At 41.4% G+C, this 23,922-nt stretch carries 20 protein-coding genes; 14 read left to right on the forward strand and 6 right to left on the reverse strand.

What is annotated here, in order from left to right; translation table 11 throughout:
* Positions 1-69 precede the first annotated feature (69 nt).
* Positions 70-681: a glycerol-3-phosphate 1-O-acyltransferase PlsY gene (gene plsY / locus CIK00_RS12770; RefSeq protein ID WP_101769227.1), complete on the reverse strand. Its 612-nt coding sequence runs from the start codon at positions 679-681 to the stop codon at positions 70-72.
* A 251-nt stretch (positions 682-932) separates the two neighbouring features.
* On the opposite strand from plsY, the gene folB reads away from it, so the two are divergent.
* The 3 genes from folB to CIK00_RS12785 are packed head-to-tail and all read left to right on the forward strand — an operon-like array spanning position 933 to position 2,618.
* Positions 933-1,286 (forward strand): dihydroneopterin aldolase, encoded by a 354-nt coding sequence (gene folB, locus CIK00_RS12775; protein ID WP_101769228.1) that lies wholly within the window; start codon positions 933-935, stop codon positions 1,284-1,286.
* Complete coding sequence (gene folK, locus CIK00_RS12780) at positions 1,286-1,759, forward strand: 2-amino-4-hydroxy-6-hydroxymethyldihydropteridine diphosphokinase (protein ID WP_101769229.1); 474 nt, start codon at positions 1,286-1,288, stop codon at positions 1,757-1,759. Before folB ends, folK begins: the two co-directional genes overlap by 1 nt.
* A gap of 55 nt (positions 1,760-1,814) precedes the next feature.
* The gene (locus CIK00_RS12785) at positions 1,815-2,618 is read left to right on the forward strand and encodes an undecaprenyl-diphosphate phosphatase (RefSeq protein ID WP_101769230.1); all 804 of its coding nucleotides are present in this window, start codon (positions 1,815-1,817) and stop codon (positions 2,616-2,618) included.
* A gap of 63 nt (positions 2,619-2,681) precedes the next feature.
* Here CIK00_RS12785 and CIK00_RS12790 read toward each other — a convergent pair whose 3' ends face one another.
* Complete coding sequence (locus tag CIK00_RS12790; protein ID WP_101769231.1) at positions 2,682-3,911, reverse strand: multifunctional CCA addition/repair protein; 1,230 nt, start codon at positions 3,909-3,911, stop codon at positions 2,682-2,684.
* A gap of 229 nt (positions 3,912-4,140) precedes the next feature.
* Here CIK00_RS12790 and CIK00_RS12795 point away from each other — a divergent pair, with 229 nt between their 5' ends.
* Positions 4,141-5,757: an ExeA family protein gene (locus tag CIK00_RS12795; protein ID WP_167388554.1), complete on the forward strand. Its 1,617-nt coding sequence runs from the start codon at positions 4,141-4,143 to the stop codon at positions 5,755-5,757.
* The gene (locus tag CIK00_RS12800; protein WP_101769232.1) at positions 5,757-6,713 is read left to right on the forward strand and encodes a general secretion pathway protein GspB; all 957 of its coding nucleotides are present in this window, start codon (positions 5,757-5,759) and stop codon (positions 6,711-6,713) included. Before CIK00_RS12795 ends, CIK00_RS12800 begins: the two co-directional genes overlap by 1 nt.
* A gap of 98 nt (positions 6,714-6,811) precedes the next feature.
* On the opposite strand, the gene CIK00_RS12805 is transcribed toward CIK00_RS12800, so the two are convergent.
* The 3 genes from CIK00_RS12805 to CIK00_RS12815 all read right to left on the reverse strand — a co-directional run bounded on the left by CIK00_RS12805 (position 6,812) and on the right by CIK00_RS12815 (position 9,515).
* Positions 6,812-7,423: a TIGR04211 family SH3 domain-containing protein gene (locus tag CIK00_RS12805; protein ID WP_101769233.1), complete on the reverse strand. Its 612-nt coding sequence runs from the start codon at positions 7,421-7,423 to the stop codon at positions 6,812-6,814.
* Positions 7,424-7,537: 114 nt separating this feature from the next.
* On the reverse strand, positions 7,538-8,803 hold the full coding sequence (locus tag CIK00_RS12810; protein WP_101769234.1) for an inorganic phosphate transporter: 1,266 nt from the start codon (positions 8,801-8,803) through the stop codon (positions 7,538-7,540).
* A gap of 31 nt (positions 8,804-8,834) precedes the next feature.
* Entirely contained in the window at positions 8,835-9,515 is a 681-nt protein-coding gene (locus CIK00_RS12815; RefSeq protein WP_101769235.1) for a TIGR00153 family protein, read from the reverse strand.
* A gap of 185 nt (positions 9,516-9,700) precedes the next feature.
* Between CIK00_RS12815 and CIK00_RS12820 the strand changes: the two genes are divergently transcribed.
* The 4 genes from CIK00_RS12820 to hldE all read left to right on the forward strand — a co-directional run bounded on the left by CIK00_RS12820 (position 9,701) and on the right by hldE (position 17,581).
* Positions 9,701-11,215: a CYTH and CHAD domain-containing protein gene (locus CIK00_RS12820; RefSeq protein ID WP_101769236.1), complete on the forward strand. Its 1,515-nt coding sequence runs from the start codon at positions 9,701-9,703 to the stop codon at positions 11,213-11,215.
* A gap of 272 nt (positions 11,216-11,487) precedes the next feature.
* On the forward strand, positions 11,488-13,080 hold the full coding sequence (locus CIK00_RS12825) for a methyl-accepting chemotaxis protein (RefSeq protein WP_101769237.1): 1,593 nt from the start codon (positions 11,488-11,490) through the stop codon (positions 13,078-13,080).
* 110 nt (positions 13,081-13,190) lie between these two features.
* The gene (glnE, locus tag CIK00_RS12830; RefSeq protein WP_101769238.1) at positions 13,191-16,079 is read left to right on the forward strand and encodes a bifunctional [glutamate--ammonia ligase]-adenylyl-L-tyrosine phosphorylase/[glutamate--ammonia-ligase] adenylyltransferase; all 2,889 of its coding nucleotides are present in this window, start codon (positions 13,191-13,193) and stop codon (positions 16,077-16,079) included.
* Between the two features lie 71 nt (positions 16,080-16,150).
* On the forward strand, positions 16,151-17,581 hold the full coding sequence (gene hldE / locus CIK00_RS12835) for a bifunctional D-glycero-beta-D-manno-heptose-7-phosphate kinase/D-glycero-beta-D-manno-heptose 1-phosphate adenylyltransferase HldE (protein ID WP_101769239.1): 1,431 nt from the start codon (positions 16,151-16,153) through the stop codon (positions 17,579-17,581).
* 64 nt (positions 17,582-17,645) lie between these two features.
* Here the strand turns inward: hldE and tolC are convergent, their stop codons facing one another.
* Positions 17,646-18,944 (reverse strand): outer membrane channel protein TolC, encoded by a 1,299-nt coding sequence (tolC, locus tag CIK00_RS12840; protein ID WP_101769240.1) that lies wholly within the window; start codon positions 18,942-18,944, stop codon positions 17,646-17,648.
* A 320-nt stretch (positions 18,945-19,264) separates the two neighbouring features.
* On the opposite strand from tolC, the gene nudF reads away from it, so the two are divergent.
* From nudF to parE, 5 genes are all read left to right on the forward strand, one after another.
* Positions 19,265-19,900, forward strand: a complete 636-nt coding sequence (gene nudF, locus CIK00_RS12845; protein WP_101769241.1) for an ADP-ribose diphosphatase — start codon at positions 19,265-19,267, stop codon at positions 19,898-19,900.
* A gap of 32 nt (positions 19,901-19,932) precedes the next feature.
* A complete protein-coding gene (locus CIK00_RS12850) occupies positions 19,933-20,361 on the forward strand; it encodes a DUF1249 family protein (RefSeq protein ID WP_101769242.1) in 429 nt (142 codons plus the stop codon).
* A gap of 40 nt (positions 20,362-20,401) precedes the next feature.
* Positions 20,402-21,226 (forward strand): 3',5'-cyclic-AMP phosphodiesterase, encoded by an 825-nt coding sequence (cpdA, locus tag CIK00_RS12855; protein ID WP_101769243.1) that lies wholly within the window; start codon positions 20,402-20,404, stop codon positions 21,224-21,226.
* A complete protein-coding gene (gene yqiA, locus CIK00_RS12860; protein ID WP_101769244.1) occupies positions 21,226-21,804 on the forward strand; it encodes an esterase YqiA in 579 nt (192 codons plus the stop codon). Before cpdA ends, yqiA begins: the two co-directional genes overlap by 1 nt.
* Positions 21,805-22,016: 212 nt before the next feature.
* Complete coding sequence (gene parE / locus CIK00_RS12865; protein WP_101769272.1) at positions 22,017-23,900, forward strand: DNA topoisomerase IV subunit B; 1,884 nt, start codon at positions 22,017-22,019, stop codon at positions 23,898-23,900.
* Positions 23,901-23,922: the final 22 nt, after the last annotated feature.

A 23,922-nucleotide genomic window follows, 5' to 3' on the forward strand; every position in this document is an offset into this window, starting at 1 on the left:
TATGTGTTGATCCGAATAAAAAGCGAGAATATATATTCTCGCTTTTTTTGTGTTTTTTCTGCATTTTCATTACTTTTCATTGCTTTTACGAGCAAATTTTCGCCATATTTTTTTTTCGTCACCATCGAGTAAACGACGAATGTTATCTTGATGACGAAAGAGAATTAAGCAAGAAAGCATGGCAACTGGCATGGTGTATTCGGGTTTTATCATCCATGTCATTAATGGTGCGATAAGTGCTGTGATTAATGATGCGAGTGATGAATACCCCGTGAGTGTTAACGCTAATATCCAAATAATAATTAAACTACCACTAAGATCCCAGCCGATTGGAGCTAATGCGCCAAGTGCTGTTGCTACCCCTTTCCCGCCTTGAAAATGAAAGAAAATGGGGTAGATATGACCTAGACAAGCGGCGATCCCTATGATGCCTAATAAGAATGGATTTAAGCCAAAAAAATAGCTTAACCACACTGGAATCATCCCTTTTAGAATATCGGCAACTAAAACTAATATTGCGGCAGTTTTACCTCCAAGGCGAAGTACATTTGTCGCACCTGGATTGAGTGAACCATGGGTTCGAGGATCGGGAAAATGGTACAGTTTTGAAATTAATACTGCACTGGAAATAGATCCTAATAAATAGGCCGCAATGATCATCAATAACGCTAATGGTGTCATGCAATATTCCGATTATTTGAAAGATAAGTGCTGCTATTTATTGTTGCTAAATGTTAGCTAGATCTTATCTTTATCAATATTGGTACTGATAAATATCAGCGTGTTTATGGCTGTGATATAGTCACGATTATGGTCAACATTGAGTATGTTGTTGGCCTGTTAGCATTTATCAATGCTAACTAATATAGCCTGATAATACGCGTTTTTGTGTGTATTAGGTATCCGACCTCTAACAAAATTAGCGATTAAATATGGACACGGTATTTATAGAACAACTCGACGTTATCGCCACTATTGGAGTGTATGACTGGGAGCAACAAATTAAACAAAAATTGGTAGTAGATTTAGAGATGGCTCACGATAATCGTCCTGCAGCTATGAGTGATGATGTTAATTTAGCGTTAGATTATTCGACGGTAAGTACTGCTGTTACTGAGCATATTACTCAAGGTCGTTTTTTGTTAGTTGAGCGTGTTGCTGAAGATATTGCTAGTTTGATTATGACGCGTTTTGCTGTGCCGTGGATAAAAGTACGGATCACTAAACCTGGTGCCATTGCTAATGCGCGCGGGGTTGGGGTTCAAATTGAGCGAGGCATTAAGTAGTGATCACCGCTTATATCAGCATTGGCAGCAATATTGATCGTGAATATTATTTACCAGCTGGCGTAAAAGCAGTTGCACAATTGGCCAGTTCATGGCGAATGTCACGTGTGTTTGAAGCTGAACCGGTTGGTTTTGACGGTGATAATTTTTTTAATAGTGTTATTGAAATAAAAACGTCATTGTCATTAGCTACTTTGCAGCTGTCATTGAAAAACATTGAGCGTCAACTGGGTCGACCTGAAAATACTCAAAAAAATCAAAGCCGTACCATTGATCTTGATATTTTATTGTATGGTGATGTTATCTGTGAGTGCTCACCAACAATACCGCGTTCTGATCTGTATAAATTTGCTTTTGTACTCTGGCCGATGAATGAGTTATGTCCTGAGTTAGTTATTCCCGGACAACAACAGACGATTGCTGAGTTATGGCAACATTTTTCACCTCAACAGTCATTATGGCCTGTTGAATAATATCGAGTAAACTATTGCTTGCAGCAATGGATATAACCTAAATTAAGGATAATGAATGAGTCACTTTGAAGCGATCATGCTTGCTCTATTACAGGGATTAACAGAGTTTTTACCTGTATCGAGTTCTGCCCATCTTATTTTACCGTCAGAAATCTTGGGGTGGCCAGATCAAGGGTTGGCATTTGATGTTGCGGTGCATGTGGGTACGTTATTAGCGGTAATGATTTATTTCCGTAAAGAAGTTGTTACGCTTCTTAGCGCATGGATAGCTTCAATTTTTAAGCGTCAACATAATGCTGAATCTAAATTGGCATGGATGATTGTTATTTCAACGATTCCAGCCTGTATTTTTGGCTTGTTGATGAAAGATTTCATTGAGATGTATTTGCGTTCTGCGTGGGTTATTGCTTGTACAACCATTATTTTTGGCTTGCTGTTATGGTGGGTTGATAAGCATGCGAAGCAGACCGATGATGAATATCAGACCACATGGAAAAGTGCAGTTTTAATTGGTTTAGCTCAAGCAGCAGCAATTATTCCGGGCACATCTCGCTCTGGTGCAACCATGACTGCGGCATTATATTTAGGTTTTACACGTGAGGCGGCAGCACGGTTCTCGTTTTTAATGTCGATTCCCATTATTCTGCTTGCGGGTGGGTACTTAGGTCTTAAATTGGTGACGGGGCCTGAATCAATTGATGTTAGTAACCTCAGTATTGGGATCGCGGTTTCATTTGTCAGCGCTTATGCGTGTATTCATGTATTCCTAAAGTTGGTGACCCGTTTAGGTATGATGCCGTTTGTTATCTATCGTTTAATCTTAGGCGTTGGTTTGATCTTGTTTTTATTGTCAAAATAATTTCAGATAAACGAGTGACAAAAAAGCCGACATTATATATGTCGGCTTTTTTGTGGTGACGTATTAGTTTCGAGTGCGTTGTAAATATTCATCAACCGCGAGTGCGCGGGCTTGTGCTAATTGATGTTTGATTTCAACGCCAGTGAACCCGGCTGCAATAATCGGAGCCACGGGGACTGCTTGAGCGATATCAAAAGTGGCGATAGTGATATCAGCTTGTGGATAGGCTGTATCTTCTAAACCTTGACGACCACGCGCATCTGCGCGACAACATATTGCCAGTTGTTCAATACGTTGTGGTTTTCGCCATGCGTCTATTTGATCAAAAATGGTAATAAAGGTGCTAGCTCGCATCTCTTGGGCGTGATGGATTTTAGTATGTTGAGCGCATACTAACAGTGCTAAATCACGATAATCATTGGGCACTTTGATCCGTTGACACAACTGTTTAATCGGTTTGATACCGTCACGACAATGGGTTTTATGATGGGGTAAATCATCTTTAGGGGAGAGTGCTTTGCCAAGATCATGCACTTGGGCTGCAAAACGGATGATTGTATCATCACTAAGTATTGCTGCTTGTTTTGCTACGAGCAGAGTATGAATGCCACAATCTATTTCTGGGTGCCATTTTGTCGGTTGTGGTATGCCAAATAAGGCATCGATTTCAGGCATAATTACCGCTAAAGCACCACATTGGCGTAATACGCTTAAAAAGATCTGTGGATCATTGCTTGAAAGCGATTTGTGCCACTCAAGCCATACTCGCTCTGGGGTTAAGTTGGCTAATTCACCACTGACCACAATTTCTTGCATTAATGCCATCGTTTCTGCGGCAATGGTAAAGCCTAAGTGAGCAAAGCGTGCGGCAAAACGGGCAACGCGTAATACTCGCAATGGATCTTCGCTAAATGCAGGTGAAACATGACGTAAGATCTTATGCTCGAGATCATATTGGCCATGGTAAGGATCGATGAGTTGCCCTTGTTGATCTTGGGCAATCGCATTAATGGTTAAATCACGTCGTAATAGATCTTGTTCGAGGGTAACATCAGCAGCTGCATAACAGCTAAAGCCAGTGTAACCATGGCCTGATTTACGCTCGGTACGTGCAAGGGCATATTCTTGTTTAGTCCGAGGATGTAGAAAAACGGGGAAATCACTGCCAATTTGCTCATAACCTAATTTAAGCATGGCCATTGGCGTCGTGCCAACAATAACCCAGTCTTGATCTGTTATAGGTAAGCCTAATAAAGTGTCGCGAACAGCACCACCGACAAGATAGGTTTGCAATGAAGACTCCTTAATACCACGCGGGCTAATAGTTGTAAGTCACCATTATCATTGCATGATAATGGTGATCGGTATTATTTTATTAACCAATATACACTGGTTTGTTGATGTCATCATGATAGCAAATATCGATCAGTAATGAGAGTTTGTCAGTACTAAGTTTTTTTATATTGTTGATGATGTTATCGATAATTTATTCCTAAATAATGTTAAGTATTAGAGTATAGATATGTACCAAGATTTTTTTGGCATAAACGAAGCGCCATTTTCAATTGTGCCAAGTGCCCGTTTTCTTTACCTCAGTGAGCGTCATCGAGAAGCGTTAACTCACATGTTGTCAGGGTTAACCGATGGCGGTGGTTTTGGGTTACTAACGGGTGAAGTTGGTACCGGGAAAACTACAATATTACGTGCAATGATTTCGCGATTACCGCAACAAGCACAAGTGGCTGTGATCCTCAATCCAGCTTTATCATCCTATGATCTACTGGCCACTATCTGTGATGAACTAGGATTATTTTACCGTGATGGAGCCAGTTTTAAGCAACTAACGGATATTATTTATCGGCATCTTATTGCTAATCATGCAGTGGGTAAGCAAACACTACTATTGGTTGATGAAGCGCAGCATTTAATGCCAGATGTGCTAGAACAATTGCGTTTGTTGACCAATTTGGAAACTGATAGTCGAAAATTATTAAAGGTCGTATTAATTGGTCAACCCGAATTACAGCAATTATTACAACAAGAACGTTTACGCCAATTAGCACAACGGATCACTTCCCGTTACCACTTGCTGCCATTGACCGAAACTGAAGTTAATGAATATATTCATTACCGTCTTAATGCGGTTGATTGTTTATATCCTGTCTTTAATACCAGCATTGTCAGTTATATCGCTAAACAAACTCAAGGTGTACCGCGGTTAATTAACTTGGTGTGCAATAAATCGATGCAGTTAGCGTGTCAGGGCGGCGTTCACAGTGTGACCAAAGCAATGGTGGTTCAAGCCTGTGAAGATATATTGAGTTGGCAAGTACCATCAGTGGCTTCGTCACGTTCACGTTTAACATGGCTGCCATGGACAATAGCAGCGGCACTGTGTGGTGTGATGGCAACGGTGGCATGGCAATATTGGCCTCAAATAAATACTCAGACACAACCTTTAGCCGCCACGTCTTCTTCGCCAGTGGCAACAACGGATACTGCACCGTTAACAACGGCAGTCGTCAATACTGAAACTCGATTAGTGACAGCGATTAATGACAGTCGTAACCAACGTAATGCGATGCAAAGTCTGTATCAATTATGGGGCTTTGATACTGCATTAAATCAGGCAACGTGCGCGACAAGCTCTCGCATTGCATTGACGTGTTTTTCTGGTTCAACGACATTAACGCGATTAGGATTGATTAATCGTCCGGTGATCGTGGCCCTTAATGATGGTAAACAGCAGCCTTTCTATGCGGTTGTGTATGCGATTACGAGTGATCGAATCGAGTTATTATTAGATAAACAACGTATTTCAGTGATGCCAGCATGGTTTGAAGCTCGTTGGAATGGTCACTTTAGTTTGCTATGGCGTCCACCGCTAGGAAATAAAACCACGATTCGTTTTGGTCAAAGTGGCGCGCGAGTCGCATGGTTAAATCAGCAGTTAAATACTTTCTTAGGTGATAATGGTTCACAGATTAGTTACTTTGATCAAACGGTATTGGATAAATTACGTCGTTTTCAACGTGCGCAAGATATTACTGCTGATGGTATTGCTGGCCCCATGACCTTAATGATTCTTGATGCTGCGCTTAATCTTCCTGGACCGACGTTACAACCGGAGCAAATCTAATGTCTCAGTTATTAACGGCTTTAAAACAATCAGATGAAAATAATGTGACTCAATTAAGCCGTGGGAATACTAATGGCGAGACTATGAAAATTGTGCATCCGATGCGTACTGTTAAGGCGCAACAATCGCGAATTAAGTGGGTGATGCCGATAATTATTGCTTTATTACCTGCCGCCTCGATTGTAGCTTATAAGGTTTATCAACAACACTCAGTTATTACAACGGCAGCGCTTAATCATCAACCAGAATTAAAGGCTGTAGCATTAGCTGTATCAACACATTCCGTGTCGCAACCACCGAATAAACAAGCGCTACACTTAACTCAAGCGACGGCGGATACCGATGTAATATTTATGGCATATCCCGATTTGGTTACTGAACCCTTACCGATCAGTGATAGTCTTTATTCTGCTTCTCCTGCCTATTCATTAAATGATGATAGCGAGAGTCAATATGCTGATCTTGGTCCAACGTATGATGATGTAGCCGTACAGTCGCCAGTTAAACATGTTACAAAAGCCGCTGCTATTTCTTATGATCCTTATAAGCTCGATAATCTTGATTTATCTGGTTTATCACCAGATATTGCCGCTAAACTTAAATCAGCAATTGTGGCGACTGATGGCGAACAATATCAAGATAGCGAGGTTGATCGTAGTAACGCTGATCGTAATGCAATCAAGCCTCATTCAACGGTAACTAAGGCACCTAAAAGTAACGTTATTCCAATTGGTTTATTGCCAAATACAGTGCAACGTCTGTTACCGAAAATGAATTTTAATCAACATATTTACTCTTCTACACCGACGAAAAGGTGGGTTAAGGTTAATGGTCATGAGCGCCATCAGGGCGATATCATCGCCCCTGGGGTTAAGTTAGTTAAGATTGAATCTCGCGATGTGATCTTAACGTTTGATGGTTATGAAATTAGTATGCCAGCGCTATCTGAATGGTAATTAACGCGAAGTGAAAATCAAAAAAGGCAGCCAATTGGCTGCCTTTTTTATTGGTATCTGACGTCTTTATAATAACATGCGCTGTTATTTAGGAATGTTTATGCCCAACCATTCGTACGCTTACGGCGACGGGGGGTAATATGGGGTAATAGCAATCCCAATAACAAACCAACCCCCGCTACGAGGCCGCCATAAGTAAACCATTTCATTAATAAATCATCTTTTTGAGTATCAATTTTGGCACGTAGGTTACGCACTTCATCTTGAGCGATGGTTAATTCATTTTGTAATTGGGTATTACGTGTTTCTAATGTACTAATCTGACTATTACGTTGAGCCAAAGCACTATTTAAATCACTGTGTTTATTATCATTCGTAGAGAGTGCTTCTACTAGCTTGGCTTTGACGGTGGTTAATTCTGTTTCAAGTACGGGCAGACGTTCTTGCAATGCAAGATCTGTTGAGATGAACTTGGATTCAATCCAGCCAGTACGACCTTTAGTATCTGTAATACGACTATAACCGTTATCTTTTTCTAATAGTGTAACGGGCGAGCCTGCATTAACACTACCGACAATACGGTATTGACTGCCCGGACCTTTTAATAGGTAAGTAAATAAGTTGTCAGAAATATAATGGGTTTGTTCAGCATTAGCTATCGGGCTAATTAGTGTAAAACATAACAAAAAAAAGCTTATGAGGTGCTTCACTATCGAATCCTTGATGAACCTGAAATGGTTAGAGGTCGAGGATAGTAAGGGCTTTGTAGGAAGGGAGCAAGAAAAGAGAGAGGGGATACCTCTCTCTTTGAACTCTGCCACTCTTTAACTAAATACTGCTTGTATAATGTAGAAGAAGATGATGGCAAGTAAAGCACCTGCCGGCAAAGTCACAATCCACGATGCAACGATGTTGCGAACAACACCAAGGTTAAGAGCCGCAATGCCGCGAGCAAAACCAACACCCAATACCGCACCAACAAGTGTTTGTGTGGTTGAGATTGGTAAACCCGTGCCTGATGCTAGTACAACAGTCGAAGCTGTTGCTAACTGAGCAGCGAAACCACGGCTCGGTGTTAACTCAGTGATGCCTGTACCTACGGTAGCCATTACTTTATGACCAAGAGTAGCTAAACCGATGACGATACCAACACCACCTAGTGGAAGGATCCACCATGCGATTTGGCTTTGAGTTGCAATTTGTCCAGAGTTCTCAATAGTTGAAACAACTGCTGATAGTGGACCAATTGCATTTGCTACGTCGTTTGAACCATGGGCAAATGCCATCGCACACGCAGTAACAACCATCAATACGCTAAATACACTTTCAACGCCAGCATAGCCATTACTATCCACTAGATCGTCATCAGTATATTTATGCTGAATGTAGAAGTAACCTACTATCATAACGATAAATGAAATAGCAATTGATGCAATCCAAGCTTCACCTGTCGTCAAATGCAAACCTATATGTTTCAAACCCTTCTTAATTGTTACCAATGCAATGACCATCGCTGTGATAAACATATAAACAGGAACGAAACGCTTTGCATTTGCCATCGGGTTATCAGTATCAAAGATTAGCCTTTGAGCACTGATGAAAATCAGATATGCAAATATACCAGCAATGAATGGTGTAACTAACCAGCTACCCACAATACCTTGGATTGAATGCCAATCCACTGCATTGGTGCCAACTGACACACAAGCAAAACCGATGATAGCACCGATAATTGAGTGAGTTGTTGAAACAGGCCAGCCCATAAAAGAAGCGACAAGTAGCCATGTACCAGCAGCAAGAAGCGCTGACATCATGCCAAAAACTAGGGTTTCAGGGTGAGCTGCATATAGAGAAGTTTCGATAACACCCTTGCGAATAGTATCAGTAACTTCACCACCTGCAAGATAAGCACCTGCAAATTCAAAAATCATCGCAATGATGATCGCTTGTTTTACTGTAAGTGCTTTTGAACCAACTGAAGTGCCCATGGCATTGGCAACATCATTTGCACCAATACCAATCGCCATCAAAAGACCAAAAAAAGCTGCCACTCCAATTAATAGAGTGCCGTAGTTAGCCAGGATTTCCATTGTAAAACCTTGTTTTGTTAAATTCCCGTTATTAAGAACGCGAGAGCATAATTTCTAAACGTGAGCCGACCCGCTGTGCTTGATCAGCAATTGCGCCTACCCACTCGAGAATTTTGTACAGGAACATGACATCCACCGGGCTGTGTTGGTCTTCGATGGACATTAATTGTTGACGTAAGATTATCTGCATAGCATCGGTATCGTCTTCGATAACATCTAGCTGATTAATCATTTCGGCAACAAGCGTCACTTCTCTGCCTTTGAAACCAGTTTCGAGTAATTCATCCAATTCATTGATTACACGACGAGCTTGATCAGCTGCGTCTAAACAACGTTGAATGTATGCCACGAAGTCTGGGTACATGATAGCAGGCATTTTTAGCTTACGTCCTAAGACTCGACCAGCGATGTCTTTAGAGATGTTAGCGAGTTTGTCCTGCTGAGTTAACAGTCCTAACATATCAGTACGATCTACTGGCATGAAAAGACCACGAGGAAGCTTCAGACGGATCTCACGCTTGAGTACATCCGCATCTTTTTCAAGTTGCGATATCTGTTCGCGTAAAACGGCCGCCTTTTCCCAATCTCCAGCATTACATGCCTCGAAGAACGGGATAAGCAGATCACAACATTCAGTTACGCGAATAACATGACGTTGTAGTGGTTTGATTGGGGATTTTGCAAAGAGCCCCATTATTGTATTTACTGGCATAGCCGATCAACCTAAAGAGCGCCCGAATAAGGCTAAATCTTGAGCGATGGTCATTGAATCGCGCATTTTAACGTATTAAATAGTATAGTGGAACTAGTTTTGATCAAGGTTTTATTGATATTTCTCACTTGCTCTGGAGTGAATAAGCAAATATCCTTGGTTTGCCACCGTTTATAGGTATAACTATGGAAACCGAGATAGAACTGAAGTTTTTTGTTTTACCAGAATTTTCAACTCAGCTAGTGGATAAAATTTCTGCGGCTAAAATTCTGCAACAGAGCTGTCGAGAGTTAGGTAATGTCTACTTTGACACGCCTGATCAAGTATTGCGCCAGCATGATATAGGTTTACGTATTCGTCGTTTTGATGATGTGTTTGTACAAACATTAAAAACGGCAGGTCGTGTTGTTGCTGGATTGCACCAGCGCCCTGAATACAATGTTGAAGTTAATAGTACTAAACCGAGTTTAGCGCTTCATCCCGTAGATGCTTGGCCTCACGACTTTGATGTTATTGCTGTTCAGCAGCAAATACAGCCATTATTTAGTACCGATTTTACACGTCAACAATGGTTAGTGGCGATGCCTGATGGCAGTCAAATTGAGTTAGCATTTGATCATGGTGAAGTGAGCGTTGATGATAAACGCTCGCCAATTTGTGAAGTAGAACTAGAGCTGAAGTCGGGTCAAACCGATGCTTTATTCACTTTAGCGCGCGAATTATGCGTTGATGGTGGAATGCGATTAGGTAATCTTAGTAAGGCTGCTCGTGGTTACCGACTTGCTGCTGATTATCAAGGCGATCCTATCAAGCCATTAGTTTTTGTTGATACAATCTTGCAAGATTCAGTTGAATCAACGTTTATTAAAACGCTTGAGCATGCATTAGATCATTGGTTGTACCATGAGCAAATTTACGTGGAACGCCAAGATCCACAAGCACTGGTACAAATATCACAAGCGTTGAGCCTATTGCGTCAAACATTTGCTACTTTTGGTGGCATTATTCCGCGTCGTGCCAGTGCCTTATTGCGCCAAGAATTACAATGGTTAGACGGTGAGCTTGATTGGCTAGAAGAAGCCAATAGTATTCAAGCGCTGAGTGACGATAAAGCTTATGTATTACGTAAGCTTCATGCTCGTAAAGAATTACAACAGCAATTAGATCTACGTTATCAGGAACTCCCTAATAGTGACGCGATGATCCAATTAATGCGTTCAGCACGTTATTGTGGTTTGTTGCTTGATTTAAGTCGTTGGATTTTAAGTCGCGGTTGGCAGCCATTTCTTGATGATAAGTCACGTACTAAGCTCGCTGCCCCCGTAAAAACCTTTGCCGATAATATGTTGACCCGTTCATGGTCTGAATTACTTGATGTATTCCCTGCTGAGCGTCAACTGAATCGGATTGATTATCTTGATCAAAAACCGCGTTTATTACGTAATTTGATGAGCGGTATCGCTTTTGCTGGTTTATATGATGAAGATCGTCGTATTTCTTTTAGAATGCCGTGGTTAGATTTATTACAAGGCTTAGAGGATTTACGTGAGTTAGAACCGATTCGACAGTTATTACCGTTATTTGAAGCGGATGACTTAGCGCAAATTGAAAAGTGGTTACAGCGCCAAGAAGAATCCTTATTACACGCCATGAGTCAGACTCGGCAGATCAGTATTGAGCTAACGCCTTATTGGCCATAATCGTAATACGTTATATGCAACAAGTTGGTATTAAATATTAACGCCTCGCTTTATGCGGGGCGTTGTCGTTTTTATAAGACAAATTATAGTATGCGGCGCAGATCATATTTTGAGGTGTCTTTTTTATTGAGGGCTAAATATTTAACGGTAAATGTCGATAAGCAATGAAAGAGAATAGAGCAATGATGCTTATTGATGAGATTACTGGCTTGCGGATGACACCTTCACGTTAAATGTGAATGGGTTAAGCGTTAGCGATATGGAGATAATAAATGGCAACACTAGAGTTTAAACCTTGGGAAAAGTGGTTAACGAACCTGAAATTAAGACCCAAACTTATTTTACTGATGGTGTTTAGTACATTATTATTAATTGGTAAACAGCTGTGGGATGCTGAATTATTTTACCAGTCTGTTATCGTGACTCAGCAAGATAAAGTCCAGCAATTAGCCCAGTCTAATGCTTTGATGCTGACGAGCTTAGCCACTACAAATCCTCCATTTTCAGCTTTAAATTCCCCTCAATTATCCACGGAATTGATTAATCATAGTGTGTATGTTGTTGAGTATCGCAACGACAACATGCTGGAAAAATCCAAAATAAATCAGGTTATTAATCTTAAACAGCCGCTGGAAAAAGGGCAAACACTGAGTCAACTTCTGCATGATACAAAGCTCAATAATCAGGCATTTACGCGACAAGATAATGACGGTTATGGATATATAGTCAAACTACCCGCGTTACAGTTAGCGGTTATTAGCTATCAATCAAATGCATTGGCCGCTGGTTATTATCAACAGTATTTAGTGCAAATTGTATGGCAAACATCATTAATGGTGGTGATTTTTGTGGTGGTGTTATTGCTCGCATCGCGGATTATGTTGCGTCAAATTGGTGGCTTAAAGCAAAGTATTCAGGCATTCGCTAATAATGATTTGTCACAGCCAATAGCCATGGCGTGTCGTGATGAGTTCGGTGAGTTAAGCCGTGAGCTTGAACAAAGTCGTTGTCAGCTAAAAGCGATATTTATTGCTCAGCGTCAGGCCGCCAGCGCACTGTCACAATCAGCGGAAATGATGTCATTAATGATGGAGCAAACGAAAGAATCGTCTCAAGAAGAGTTTGCTGAAATCGATCAACTTGCGTCAGCTATGGCTGAGATGACTTCGACAGTACAAACCGTTGCTGGTCATGCGCGTGATGCATCAAATGCGACCCTTAACACCTCAGAACAAGCAGCAACTGGGCAGCGGTTTGTCAGTCGAACCATGGTCACTATTAATCAATTATCGGATGATATTACCCAATCAGCGGCTGCTGTTAACCAAGTAGAAACCCGCGTCGATAAAATAAGTTCGGTGATTGTGACCATTCAAAGCATTTCTGAACAAACGAATTTATTGGCACTCAATGCGGCAATTGAAGCCGCACGTGCTGGGGATGCTGGGCGTGGATTCGCTGTTGTAGCTGATGAAGTCCGTAATCTCGCTCAGCGTACTCAAACCGCAACGGTTGAAATTCAAGATATGATCGCTCAATTACAGCAAAGTGCTCAGCAAGCGGTTAATTTAATGGAACGCAGTGTTATTGAAGCTGATGAAGGGGTTGATTTGGTTACTAATGCTGGTGGTGAGTTAAATAAAATTGTTGAACAAATTCAAGCGATTAATGACATGAATTTTCATATTGCAGCCGCAGCGGAACAGCAAAGTGCAGTGGCAGATGAGATGAATCTTAATCTGACGAATGTACGAGAGTTGGTTGATGGCTCGGTTGGTGTTGTTACTGAGTTAGCGCAAACATCAATTGATATGCAGCATCAAGCCAGTGATTTAGAAGCCAAAATAGACGCATTTAAAGTGTAAATAAAACGCCTTATATTGAATGGAATAAAATTATAACGCCCATCGTTTGATGGGCGTTTTTGTATGCTAAATTAGAGTTCTTTATCGAATTACTTGTTCAAGGACAGCGCATGGCGACCGAAAAATCACAACCTTATCCAAGCATTGATCATTGTAGTGATGTAGTAGCTGCTGCAAATTTAGCATGGGGAAAATTAGCCGATAAGCACCCACAACGATTGGCGTTATGGCAAGGTGAAGCCAAGCAAGAATTACATGTCATGTTGGGGCTGAGTGATTTTATTAGCACTTCTTTACAACAAGATTCGACGTTATTGGAATGGCTATTTGAGCAGCGAGAGTGCTGCTTAGAGATTGATTACCGTGAGTTATTGAGTCAGCAGCTAACACAAGTAACCGATGAACCGTGTTTAATGCGTAATTTGCGTCACTTTAGACGTCGCTACATGACGTTAATTGCGTGGCAAGATTTTAGTTATCGCGTACCTTTACAACACAGCCTCGCTAGTTTATCGCAATTGGCAGAAGCCTTGATCATGGAAGCATACCATTGGCTTTATCGGCAGTGTTGCACTGAGTGGGGCACGCCGATGAATGACCACGGTGAACCACAACCGATGCTGATTTTGGGTATGGGTAAGTTGGGGGGCGGAGAGCTGAATTTCTCGTCAGATATTGATCTTATTTTTACTTATCCTGAAAACGGTGAAACGGTTGGCGGTCGACGTAGCCTTGCAAATGCCCAGTTTTTTACTCGCTTAGGGCAGCGATTGATCAAAGCGCTAGATCAAGTCACCTTTGATGGTTTTTGTTATCGGGTTGATATGCGGTTGCGTCCTTTTGGCGACAGCGGACCGTTAGTGATGAGTTATGCCGCATTAGAAGATTATTACCAAGAACAAGGCCGTGATTGGGAACGCTATGCGATGATCAAAGCACGAGTGATGGGCAAAGAAAGTTTTAGCCAATATCAAGGCTTGCGCCAAATGCTTCGACCGTTTGTATTTCGACGTTATATCGACTTTAGTGCGGTTCAATCATTGCGACGCATGAAAGCGATGATTGGTAGTGAAGTTCGACGTCGAGGTCTTACTAATAACATTAAATTGGGGGCCGGGGGGATTCGTGAGGTTGAATTTATCGCACAATCGTTCCAATTAATTCGTGGTGGTCGAGAGCCGAGTTTACGTGGTCGCGGTTTATTACCGACTCTTGCAGCAATTAAAGAGTTAGCGTTATTACCGCCAGCGGATGTTGATACTTTAACGGCGGGGTATTGTCATTTACGTCGCTTAGAAAATCTATTGCAAGCGATTGACGATAAGCAAACTCAAACTCTGCCAGATAAAGCCCTTGATCAAGCGCGGTTAGCGTGCGCAATGGCTGAGCATGATTGGGCGGCATTAGTCATAACGACCGAACAACATATGGCTGCTATTCATGCTATTTTCGACGATATTATTGGTCATGATGATCAAGATAATCAGCAAGATGTTGCGACGCAATACCATGAAATGTGGTCAATGGTGACCAATGAGGATGTATTGCTCAGTATTCTGGCTGAATTAGAGGCGCCGGAGCAACATTTACAAGCTCAGAACTTAGCGGCTTTTAAGCATGAATTATCGAAACGTACCTTAGGTCCTCGTGGGCGTGAGGCGTTAGCCACCTTAATGCCTGAAGTTTTAGCGCAAGTGGTGTTACGTGATGATGCGGTACAGTTGTTACCGCGATTGACGAAATTGATTATTCGTATCGCGACGCGTACCACTTATCTTGAATTATTAACCGAACATCCCGTTGCACTAAAACAACTGATTCGATTATGTGCTGCCAGTCCAATGGTGGCAGATCAATTGGCTTTGTATCCATTATTGCTTGATGAATTGTTGGATCCGCAGCATTTATATCAACCAACACAACTCACGAGTTACCAAGATGAATTGCGTGAATATCTGGCACGTATTCCTGAAGAGGATATGGAGCAACAGATGGAGGCGATTCGCCAGTTTAAGCAAACCCAATTATTGCGTATTGCTGCCGCTGATATTGCAGGTGTACTACCTATAATGAAAGTAAGTGATCACTTAACGTATCTTGCAGAAGCGATTATTGCGGCGGTGGTCAATCAGGCATGGTTACAGATTGTAGCTAAATATGGTGAACCGAGTCATTTATCTGAACGTGAAAGTAAAGGCTTTGCGGTGATTGGTTATGGCAAAGTGGGAGGTTGGGAGTTGGGATATGGCTCTGATCTTGATTTGGTTTTTATTCATGATTGCCCAGATAATGTTTATACCACTGGCAGTAAAGAAATTGATGGTCGTCAGTTTTATTTACGGTTAGCCCAACGCATCATTCATTTATTTTCAACCAGAACCGCATCGGGGGTGTTATATGAGGTTGATATGCGGCTACGACCTTCTGGTGCTTCTGGATTATTAGTGACGACAATCAATGCGTTTGGTGAGTATCAGCAGCAACAAGCATGGACATGGGAGCATCAAGCTTTGGTTCGTGCGCGAATGGTGTATGGGGATGTGATATTACAAACCGCATTTGCCGATGTTCGTCAGCAAGTGTTAACTGTCGCTCGTGATCAGGCGCAATTAGCTAACGATGTTGTGACGATGCGCCACAAAATGCGTGCCCATCTCGGTAAGAAAAAAGCGGGTATGTTTGGTCTTAAACAAGACCAAGGAGGCATCACCGATATTGAATTTTTAGCACAATATTTAGTGTTGGCTTATGCCCATCAACAACCAGCTTTAACGCGTTGGTCTGATAATGTGCGTATTTTTGACTTGATGGCCAATTATGACATTATCGATAGCGCCACTGTGGCTCAATTACAACAAGCTTATTGTGATATGCGTAATGCCATTCATCGATTAAGTTTATTGGGGCTACCCGCTTATGTTGATCAGCAGCAATTTATTGGAATGCGACAGACGGTGGAACAGGTATGGCAGCAATGGCTTGAACCTTGTCAGGTTTAGTTGTGATCCCGATGCCCCTTGATTTTAGTTTATGCTAGTATTCGAACGTTGCCATATTCCCGGAGAAAGAAATGAAACTGACGCTGCCTGATTATAACCAAGCAGAGGTATTGATTGTTGGTGATGTAATGCTCGATCGATACTGGACCGGACCCACTGAACGTATTTCACCAGAAGCGCCGGTACCAGTGGTTAAAGTTGATCAGATTGAAGAGCGCCCTGGTGGTGCTGCGAACGTAGCGATGAATATTGCAGCGTTAGGCGGTCATGCTAAATTGATTGGCTTAACCGGTATGGATGAGCCAGCACGCGCATTGACTGAAAAATTGTCGTCATTGAATGTGAATAGTGATTTTGTCGCATTGGCACAATATCCAACGATTACTAAATTACGTGTGATGAGCCGTGGTCAGCAATTAATTAGGTTAGATTTTGAAGAGGGCTTTCAGGATGTTGATCCTGCATTAATACTTGAACGAATGCAGCCAGCACTAGCGAAGGCTAAAGCGGTTATTTTGTCTGATTATGCCAAAGGCGCGTTGGTACATGTGCAGGCGATGATTCAATTGGCGCGTGCGGCAAAATTACCGGTGTTAATTGATCCTAAAGGGGCCGACTTTGAACGATACCGTGGCGCGACGTTATTGACGCCTAATTTGTCTGAATTTAAAGCTGTTGTTGGCTGCGTGAACTCAGAGCAAGAATTAGTTGAAAAAGGCATGGCATTGATCGAAAAATTTGATTTTGAAGCCTTGCTGGTTACTCGTTCTGAACATGGTATGACCTTATTAGAGAAAGGTTGTGAGCCGTTACACATGCCTACCCTTGCGCAAGAAGTTTATGACGTAACAGGTGCTGGTGATACGGTTATTTCAGTTTTGGCTGCATCATTGTCAGCCGGAAAATCATTATCTGATTCATGTAAACTTGCGAATGCCGCTGCGGGTGTCGTGGTGGCGAAGTTAGGTACATCAACCTTATCGACGATTGAATTAACCGAAGCAATTCATGGTAGCCAAGACAGTGGTTTTGGGGTTATTTCTGAGTCAGCATTAATTGATGCGGTGAAAGCGGCGCGTGCACGTGGTGAAACCGTAGTAATGACTAACGGTTGTTTTGATATTTTGCATGCTGGCCATGTTGCCTACTTAACCGAAGCCGCGAAATTGGGTGATCGACTAATTGTTGCGGTTAATTCTGATGATTCAGTTAAAGGTTTAAAAGGCCCTGGACGTCCAGTGAATCCAGAAGATCGTCGTATGGCAGTATTAGCTGGATTAGGTGCTGTGGACTGGGTAGTACCGTTTACAGAAGAGACACCACAACGATTGATCAGCGAAGTGTTGCCAAGCATTTTAGTTAAAGGTGGAGATTACACCCCAGAACAAATTGCAGGTGGTAAAGAAGTGATCGCAGCTGGTGGAAAAGTGTTAGTGCTTAATTTTGAAGATGGTTGTTCAACCTCTAAAATTATTGAAGCCATTCGTGGTGGACGTGGTTAATCTTTGAATTATCGCCTACAAAAAAAGCGCCGTTAGGCGCTTTTTTTATATTGATATTAATGGTTTATTTAGTTTGTACTAAACCTGAATTAATATCTAACACATCTTGTTCGTTAAGTGTGCCTACCGCTTGCTTTAGTTGTAATTGTGCAAGAATGTAATCATAACGTGCATTTGCAAGTTCACTATTAGCAGAATACAAACTACGGGTTGAGTCTAATACGTCAACAATAGTACGTGTACCTACATCAAAACCTGCTTCCGTTGCCTCTAAAGCAGATTTCGCAGAAACAACAGATTGCTTATATGCATTGATTGAACCAATTGTCGCATTAATGTTGTTATAGTAATTACGTACATTTTTAACGATTAATCGGTATTGCGCTTCAAGATTTTCACTTGCCGATACATATTTATATTGGGCTTGTTTTACCTGAGAGGTGGTATTACCGCCACTATAAACAGGTAAGTCAATTTTAATACCAGCGGTTAGGTTACCTTGATCGGGTTTCATTTGACTACTGGTATCATCATATTGATAACCGGACTCAAACGATAATGTTGGTAGGTGACCCGAATCTGCTAATGAAATCTTATCACGAGCAATATCTTGACCAATACGCGACGTTAATAAGGTCAGATTTTCTGTTTCAGCATCTTTAACTAGGCTGTCAGCCGCTTGTTTTGGCTTACTGGCTGAGAAACTAGCAGTATTTAATGGATCTAATGATGAATAAGCATGACCAGTAATTTCACGTAATTCTTCATAGTTATTAGCAAGGGTATTTTTCTTTACAATATTTGATGCTAATACCGTGTCGTATTGTGCTTGAGCGTCATAAACATCAGTGATCGCCGATAGACCTACTTCAAAACGTTGTTTCATTTGTTCTAATTGACGACCAACCGCTGCTTTTTCTGCTTCACCAAATTTCAGGTCATCTTGTGCTTTTAATACATTAAAATATGCAGAAGATACGCGTAAAATAAGGCCTTGTTGAGAAACTGCGTAAGTGGCATCGCTTTGACGTGCTGTTTTTTCAGCAATATCAAGGCCAACCCAACTCGCACGATTATATAATGATTGGCTTAATGTAACACCCGCATTAAAACCGTTATCTTTGCTATCTTTGGCATCAAGGTAATAAGTATTGTAGCCTGCAGAAAGGTTAATTTGAGGCAAAAGCGTACTACGAGAAGAATTGATTGCTTCAAAAGCTGCATCTTTATCGGCCGCGGCTTTTAGAAGTTGTGGATCATTTTGCTTGGCTTGCTGATAAATCTGAGCGAGATCGTCAGCCGATGCTGATTGACTAATTGAGCCAATTGCAAGGCTAATAATGATTGGAAGCAATTTTTTCATGGATGCCTTTCCTGGTCTTGCTGACAAAAATGGGAATGTATAAATAGTGCAAGCGGCAGTTTACCTGAAGCAGGCTTGCTTGAAACTGATCATTACGTAGTTTTACTTAATGACTGTATTCTAACATTCAATAATAAACTTATTGTAATCGATTTAATAAACAGCGTGTCAAAAAGATACGTGATATTTAATTGTTTAAACACTAAAAGTGAAATATTACACTTAAAGTATGAGTGAAAGGAATATAACTTAATTTTGGTACTATCTCTTTGGGGATTGGTTAACTTTTAATTGGTATTTAGTGTCGATGGAGAAAAAGAATGGAGAAAAAATTAGACTGTTTACCTGTGTCTTCCGCTTTTAATGGTAACGATGTTGAGGTTTTATCAACTAAAACGGTGTATGACGGTTTTTTTAAAATGGTTAAATATCGTTTACGGCATAAGTTGTTTGCTGGTGGTTGGAGTGGTGAGTTTGAGCGTGAATTGTTTGAACGTGGACATGCCGCTGCGGTTTTACCTTATGATCCGGTACTGGATCAAGTGGTATTAATTGAGCAATTTCGTATTGGTGCACTGGCGGCTAATTGTCAGCCATGGCAGTTAGAAATTGTGGCAGGTATGCTTGATCATGAGAATGAGTCTCCAGAACAAGTGATACGCCGAGAAGCAACGGAAGAGTCGGGATTAGTTCTAGGTAAAACCGAAAAAATCTCCCGTTATTTATCCAGTTCAGGTGGTTGTTCTGAAATCCTTGATATTTTTATTAGTGAAGTTGATAGTCGTTTAGCCCAAGGGATACACGGGGTTGCGAGTGAATCCGAAGATATTCGAGTACATGTTGTTTCAAGAAATCAGGCTTACCAATGGTTAGAATCTGGTAAAATTGAAAATGCAGCGACAATTATCGCATTACAATGGCTGCAATTACATCATCAACGTTTGCGACAGGTATAAAATAAAGTATTGTATAATCCTAGGGGAATGATTTGAATAAAAGGTATACTGTTGATTTGACAAGCCTAATGCGCTTGTATGAAACTAATTATGCTAAACTCTTACCGCTATTGCCACGTAGTGATATGGTTGGGGATATGCTTGTATACCTCGTGTGTGATGATGTGTATCAGTTGGAAATTATTGAATCAACACGTTATACCACCGTAATAACCTTAGGTTTGCTTGAGAGTGAAAAGGTAGCTGATTATTTATCTCCCTTATTAACGGTACGGTTATATCATGATGCTAGGGTAGCAGAAGTGTGTGCTGTACAGCAGATTTCTCGACTCAAGCCAATATATGATTACCCAAACTTGCGTATGCACCAAAAAAATGAGAAACATCAAGTCAACCTTTTCTTAGGTGACTGGTTGAAGCATTGTTTACGCCACGGGCTTAGTAAACAATCCGTTTGTTAATTGAACTTAATTGCTCAGAATAGACAAGGTTTTTGACGTTTTGCAGACCTATTCGCTGCCGCAGACCAACCCCGAAAGTGTGGTTCTTCTGCAAATTACCGACACTCATTTGTTTGCCAATGGTTCAGGCACTTTGCTTGGCGTGGCAACCAAAGACAGTTTTCATGCCGTGCTTGCAGGGGTAGATATTGCCGCGCGTCATTTTGACGCCATCGTAGCTACTGGTGATATTTCTCAAGATCACACCCCTTATTCTTATCAGCGTTTTGCTGATGGTATTTCACGTTGGTCACAACCGTGTTTCTGGCTACCCGGTAATCATGATTTTCAACCAACAATGCAGTCCATTTTACCGAGTGAGCAGATTAAGCCACAACAACAGGTATTAGTGGGTGAGCATTGGCAAATGATTTTATTGGATAGCCAAGTAAAAGGTGTACCGCATGGTGAGCTAGATGAGGCTCAGTTAGTATTATTAGATACAGCTCTTGCTTGTTATCCTGAACGACATGCGCTAGTTTTATTACACCATCATCCACTTGAAGCTGGCAGTGCGTGGTTGGATCAACACAAACTACATGACAATAGTGGTTTATGGAATGTGATTGATCGCTATCCGCAAGTGAAAGCGATATTATGTGGTCATATTCATCAGGATTTAGATCGTACTTATCATGGTGTACGTGTGTTGGCGACACCATCAACGTGCATCCAATTTATGCCTGATTCTGATGATTTTGCTTTAGATCATAACAATCCTGGTTGGCGTTATTTAGAATTAACTAAAGACGGTCGAATAATCACTAGCGTTCATCGTATTAGCGGTGATCAATTTAAACCTAAACTTGATGCTGAAGGGTACTGATGCCATCGTTATTGATTTATTTACATGGCTTTAATAGTTCACCATCATCATTGAAAGCCCAACAAATGATAACCTATTGCCGTGAACATCGACCGGATATTAAGGTTATAGCACCGCAATTACCGAGTTATCCTGCAAAAGCGAGTCAATATCTGGCGCAATTGATTGAGCAATATAACGACCGTTATACCATCGGTGTTGTCGGTAGTTCTTTGGGGGGCTATTTAAGTGCCTGGCTCAGTGAGCATTATCAGTTGCCAGCAGTGTTAGTTAACCCTGCTGTTAAGCCTTATCAACTGCTAGTTGACTATCTTGGGCCACAACAGAATCCTTATAGTGGTGAAAATTATGTGTTGGAAATACAACACATTGATGAGTTAAAAGCTCTCGAAGTGATCAATATTACTCAACCACAACGGTTGTGGGTGCTATTACAGCAAGGTGATGAGGTACTTGATTATCGCCAAGCAGCATTAAAATATGCACACTGTAAGCTGACAATAGAAGCTAATGGTGATCATGGTTTTTGTGATTTTGAACGTTTTCCCGCCACCATTCTTCAATTCTTAGGGTTATAACCTGACTTATCTGTTCATTGAGTAATGAGATAGGCTACCCTATAAATCAAGTTATGCGTATTAGCATAAAATAGATACCTTGTTTACGCCTCTTTTTCATTATAAGAAAAGAGAGGCTACTCACTAATTGTGAGTTTCCGCTGGCTCTCGCTTGGCAACAACGCGAGGGTTACTGACTTTTTTTGCAAAATTTTCCCGTAAATTTCCGTGATATGACAGATCAAAGCTATAACGCTGGAGCCATTGAGGTTCTAAATGGCCTTGAGCCAGTACGCCGCCGTCCAGGTATGTATACCGATACGGTAAGACCTAACCACCTTGGCCAAGAAGTTATCGATAATAGTGTCGATGAAGCCTTGGCTGGACATGCCCGTAAAATAGAAGTCATTCTTTATGCCGATCAATCATTAGAAGTGATTGATGATGGCCGTGGTATGCCAGTAGATATTCATCCAGAAGAAGGTGTTTCTGGTGTTGAACTTATTCTTTGTAAATTGCATGCCGGAGGTAAATTCTCGGGCAAAAGCTACCAATTTTCAGGTGGTTTGCATGGGGTAGGTATTTCAGTTGTTAACGCCCTTTCTGATCGCGTAGAAGTGACCGTCAAACGTGACGGTCAGGTATATCAAATCGCGTTTGAAAACGGTGAGAAAGTCTCTGAATTAGAAGTAATTGGCACTTGTGGTCGCCGTGCTAAAGGCACCAAAGTCCATTTTTGGCCAAATCCAAAATATTTTGATAGTGCTAAGTTTTCAGTTACCCGTCTTAAAAGTAACTTGAAAGCAAAAGCGGTATTATGCCCTGGTTTAGAAGTTGTTTTCACTAATAAAATCACTGATGAAACAATAACCTGGTGCTATGAGGATGGTCTTAATGATTATTTAGCCGAAGGTGTTAAAGGCTATACCTTACTGCCAGAAGAACCGTTTACAGGTGTCTTTAGTGGTGCGACAGAAGCGGCTGATTGGGCGTTATTGTGGCTACCTGAAGGTGGCGAACTGATCACTGAAAGTTACGTTAACCTGATTCCAACTGCGCAAGGTGGTACGCATGTTAATGGCCTGCGCCAAGGTTTACTTGATGCGATGCGTGAGTTCTGTGAATTCCGTAATTTGTTACCGCGTGGAGTAAAACTTACCGCTGATGACATCTGGGATCGTTGTGCATACGTACTATCTGTTAAAATGCAGGATCCACAATTTGCAGGTCAAACCAAAGAACGCTTATCGTCACGTCAATGTGCGGCATTTGTTTCTGGTGTAGTAAAAGATGCCTTTAGTTTATGGCTTAATGAGCGTCCACAACTTGCTGAATTATTGGCAGAAGTTTGTATTGCTAATGCCCATCGTCGTATGCGAGCCAGTAAAAAAGTTGTTCGTAAAAAGATAGCTTCAGGCCCTGCATTGCCGGGTAAATTAGCTGACTGTTCCCAACAAGACTTAAATCGTACTGAATTATTCTTGGTAGAAGGTGACTCGGCGGGCGGTTCGGCAAAACAAGCCCGTGATCGTATGTTCCAAGCGATTATGCCGTTACGCGGTAAAATATTGAATACATGGGAAGTGTCATCTGATCAAGTACTTGCATCAGAAGAAGTCCATAATATTTCAATCGCATTGGGTATTGATCCTGATAGTGATGATTTAAGTGGTCTACGTTACGGTAAAATCTGTGTTCTTGCCGATGCGGACTCCGATGGCTTACACATTGCAACGTTGTTGTGTGCCTTATTTATGAAGCACTTTGAAGCCTTAGTACGAGCTGGACATATCTTTATTGCTATGCCACCCCTTTACCGTATCGATTTGGGTAAAGAAGTTTTTTATGCACTAGATGAAGCTGAAAAAAATGCCATTCTGGAGCGTTTAAAAGGCAAGCGCGGTAAGATCAACGTGCAGCGCTTTAAAGGTCTGGGTGAAATGAACCCACTGCAATTACGTGAAACTACCATGGATCCTAATACCCGTCGTTTGGTACAACTTACTATTGACGATGATAGTAAAACCAATGAAATGATGGATATGTTACTCGGTAAAAAACGCGCAGAAGATCGTCGCCATTGGCTACAAAGCAAAGGCGATATGGCGGAAGTATAATTCATCCCCACGTATATCATTT

Source organism: Photobacterium carnosum (genome assembly GCF_002849605.1).
Lineage (GTDB): Bacteria > Pseudomonadota > Gammaproteobacteria > Enterobacterales > Vibrionaceae > Photobacterium > Photobacterium carnosum.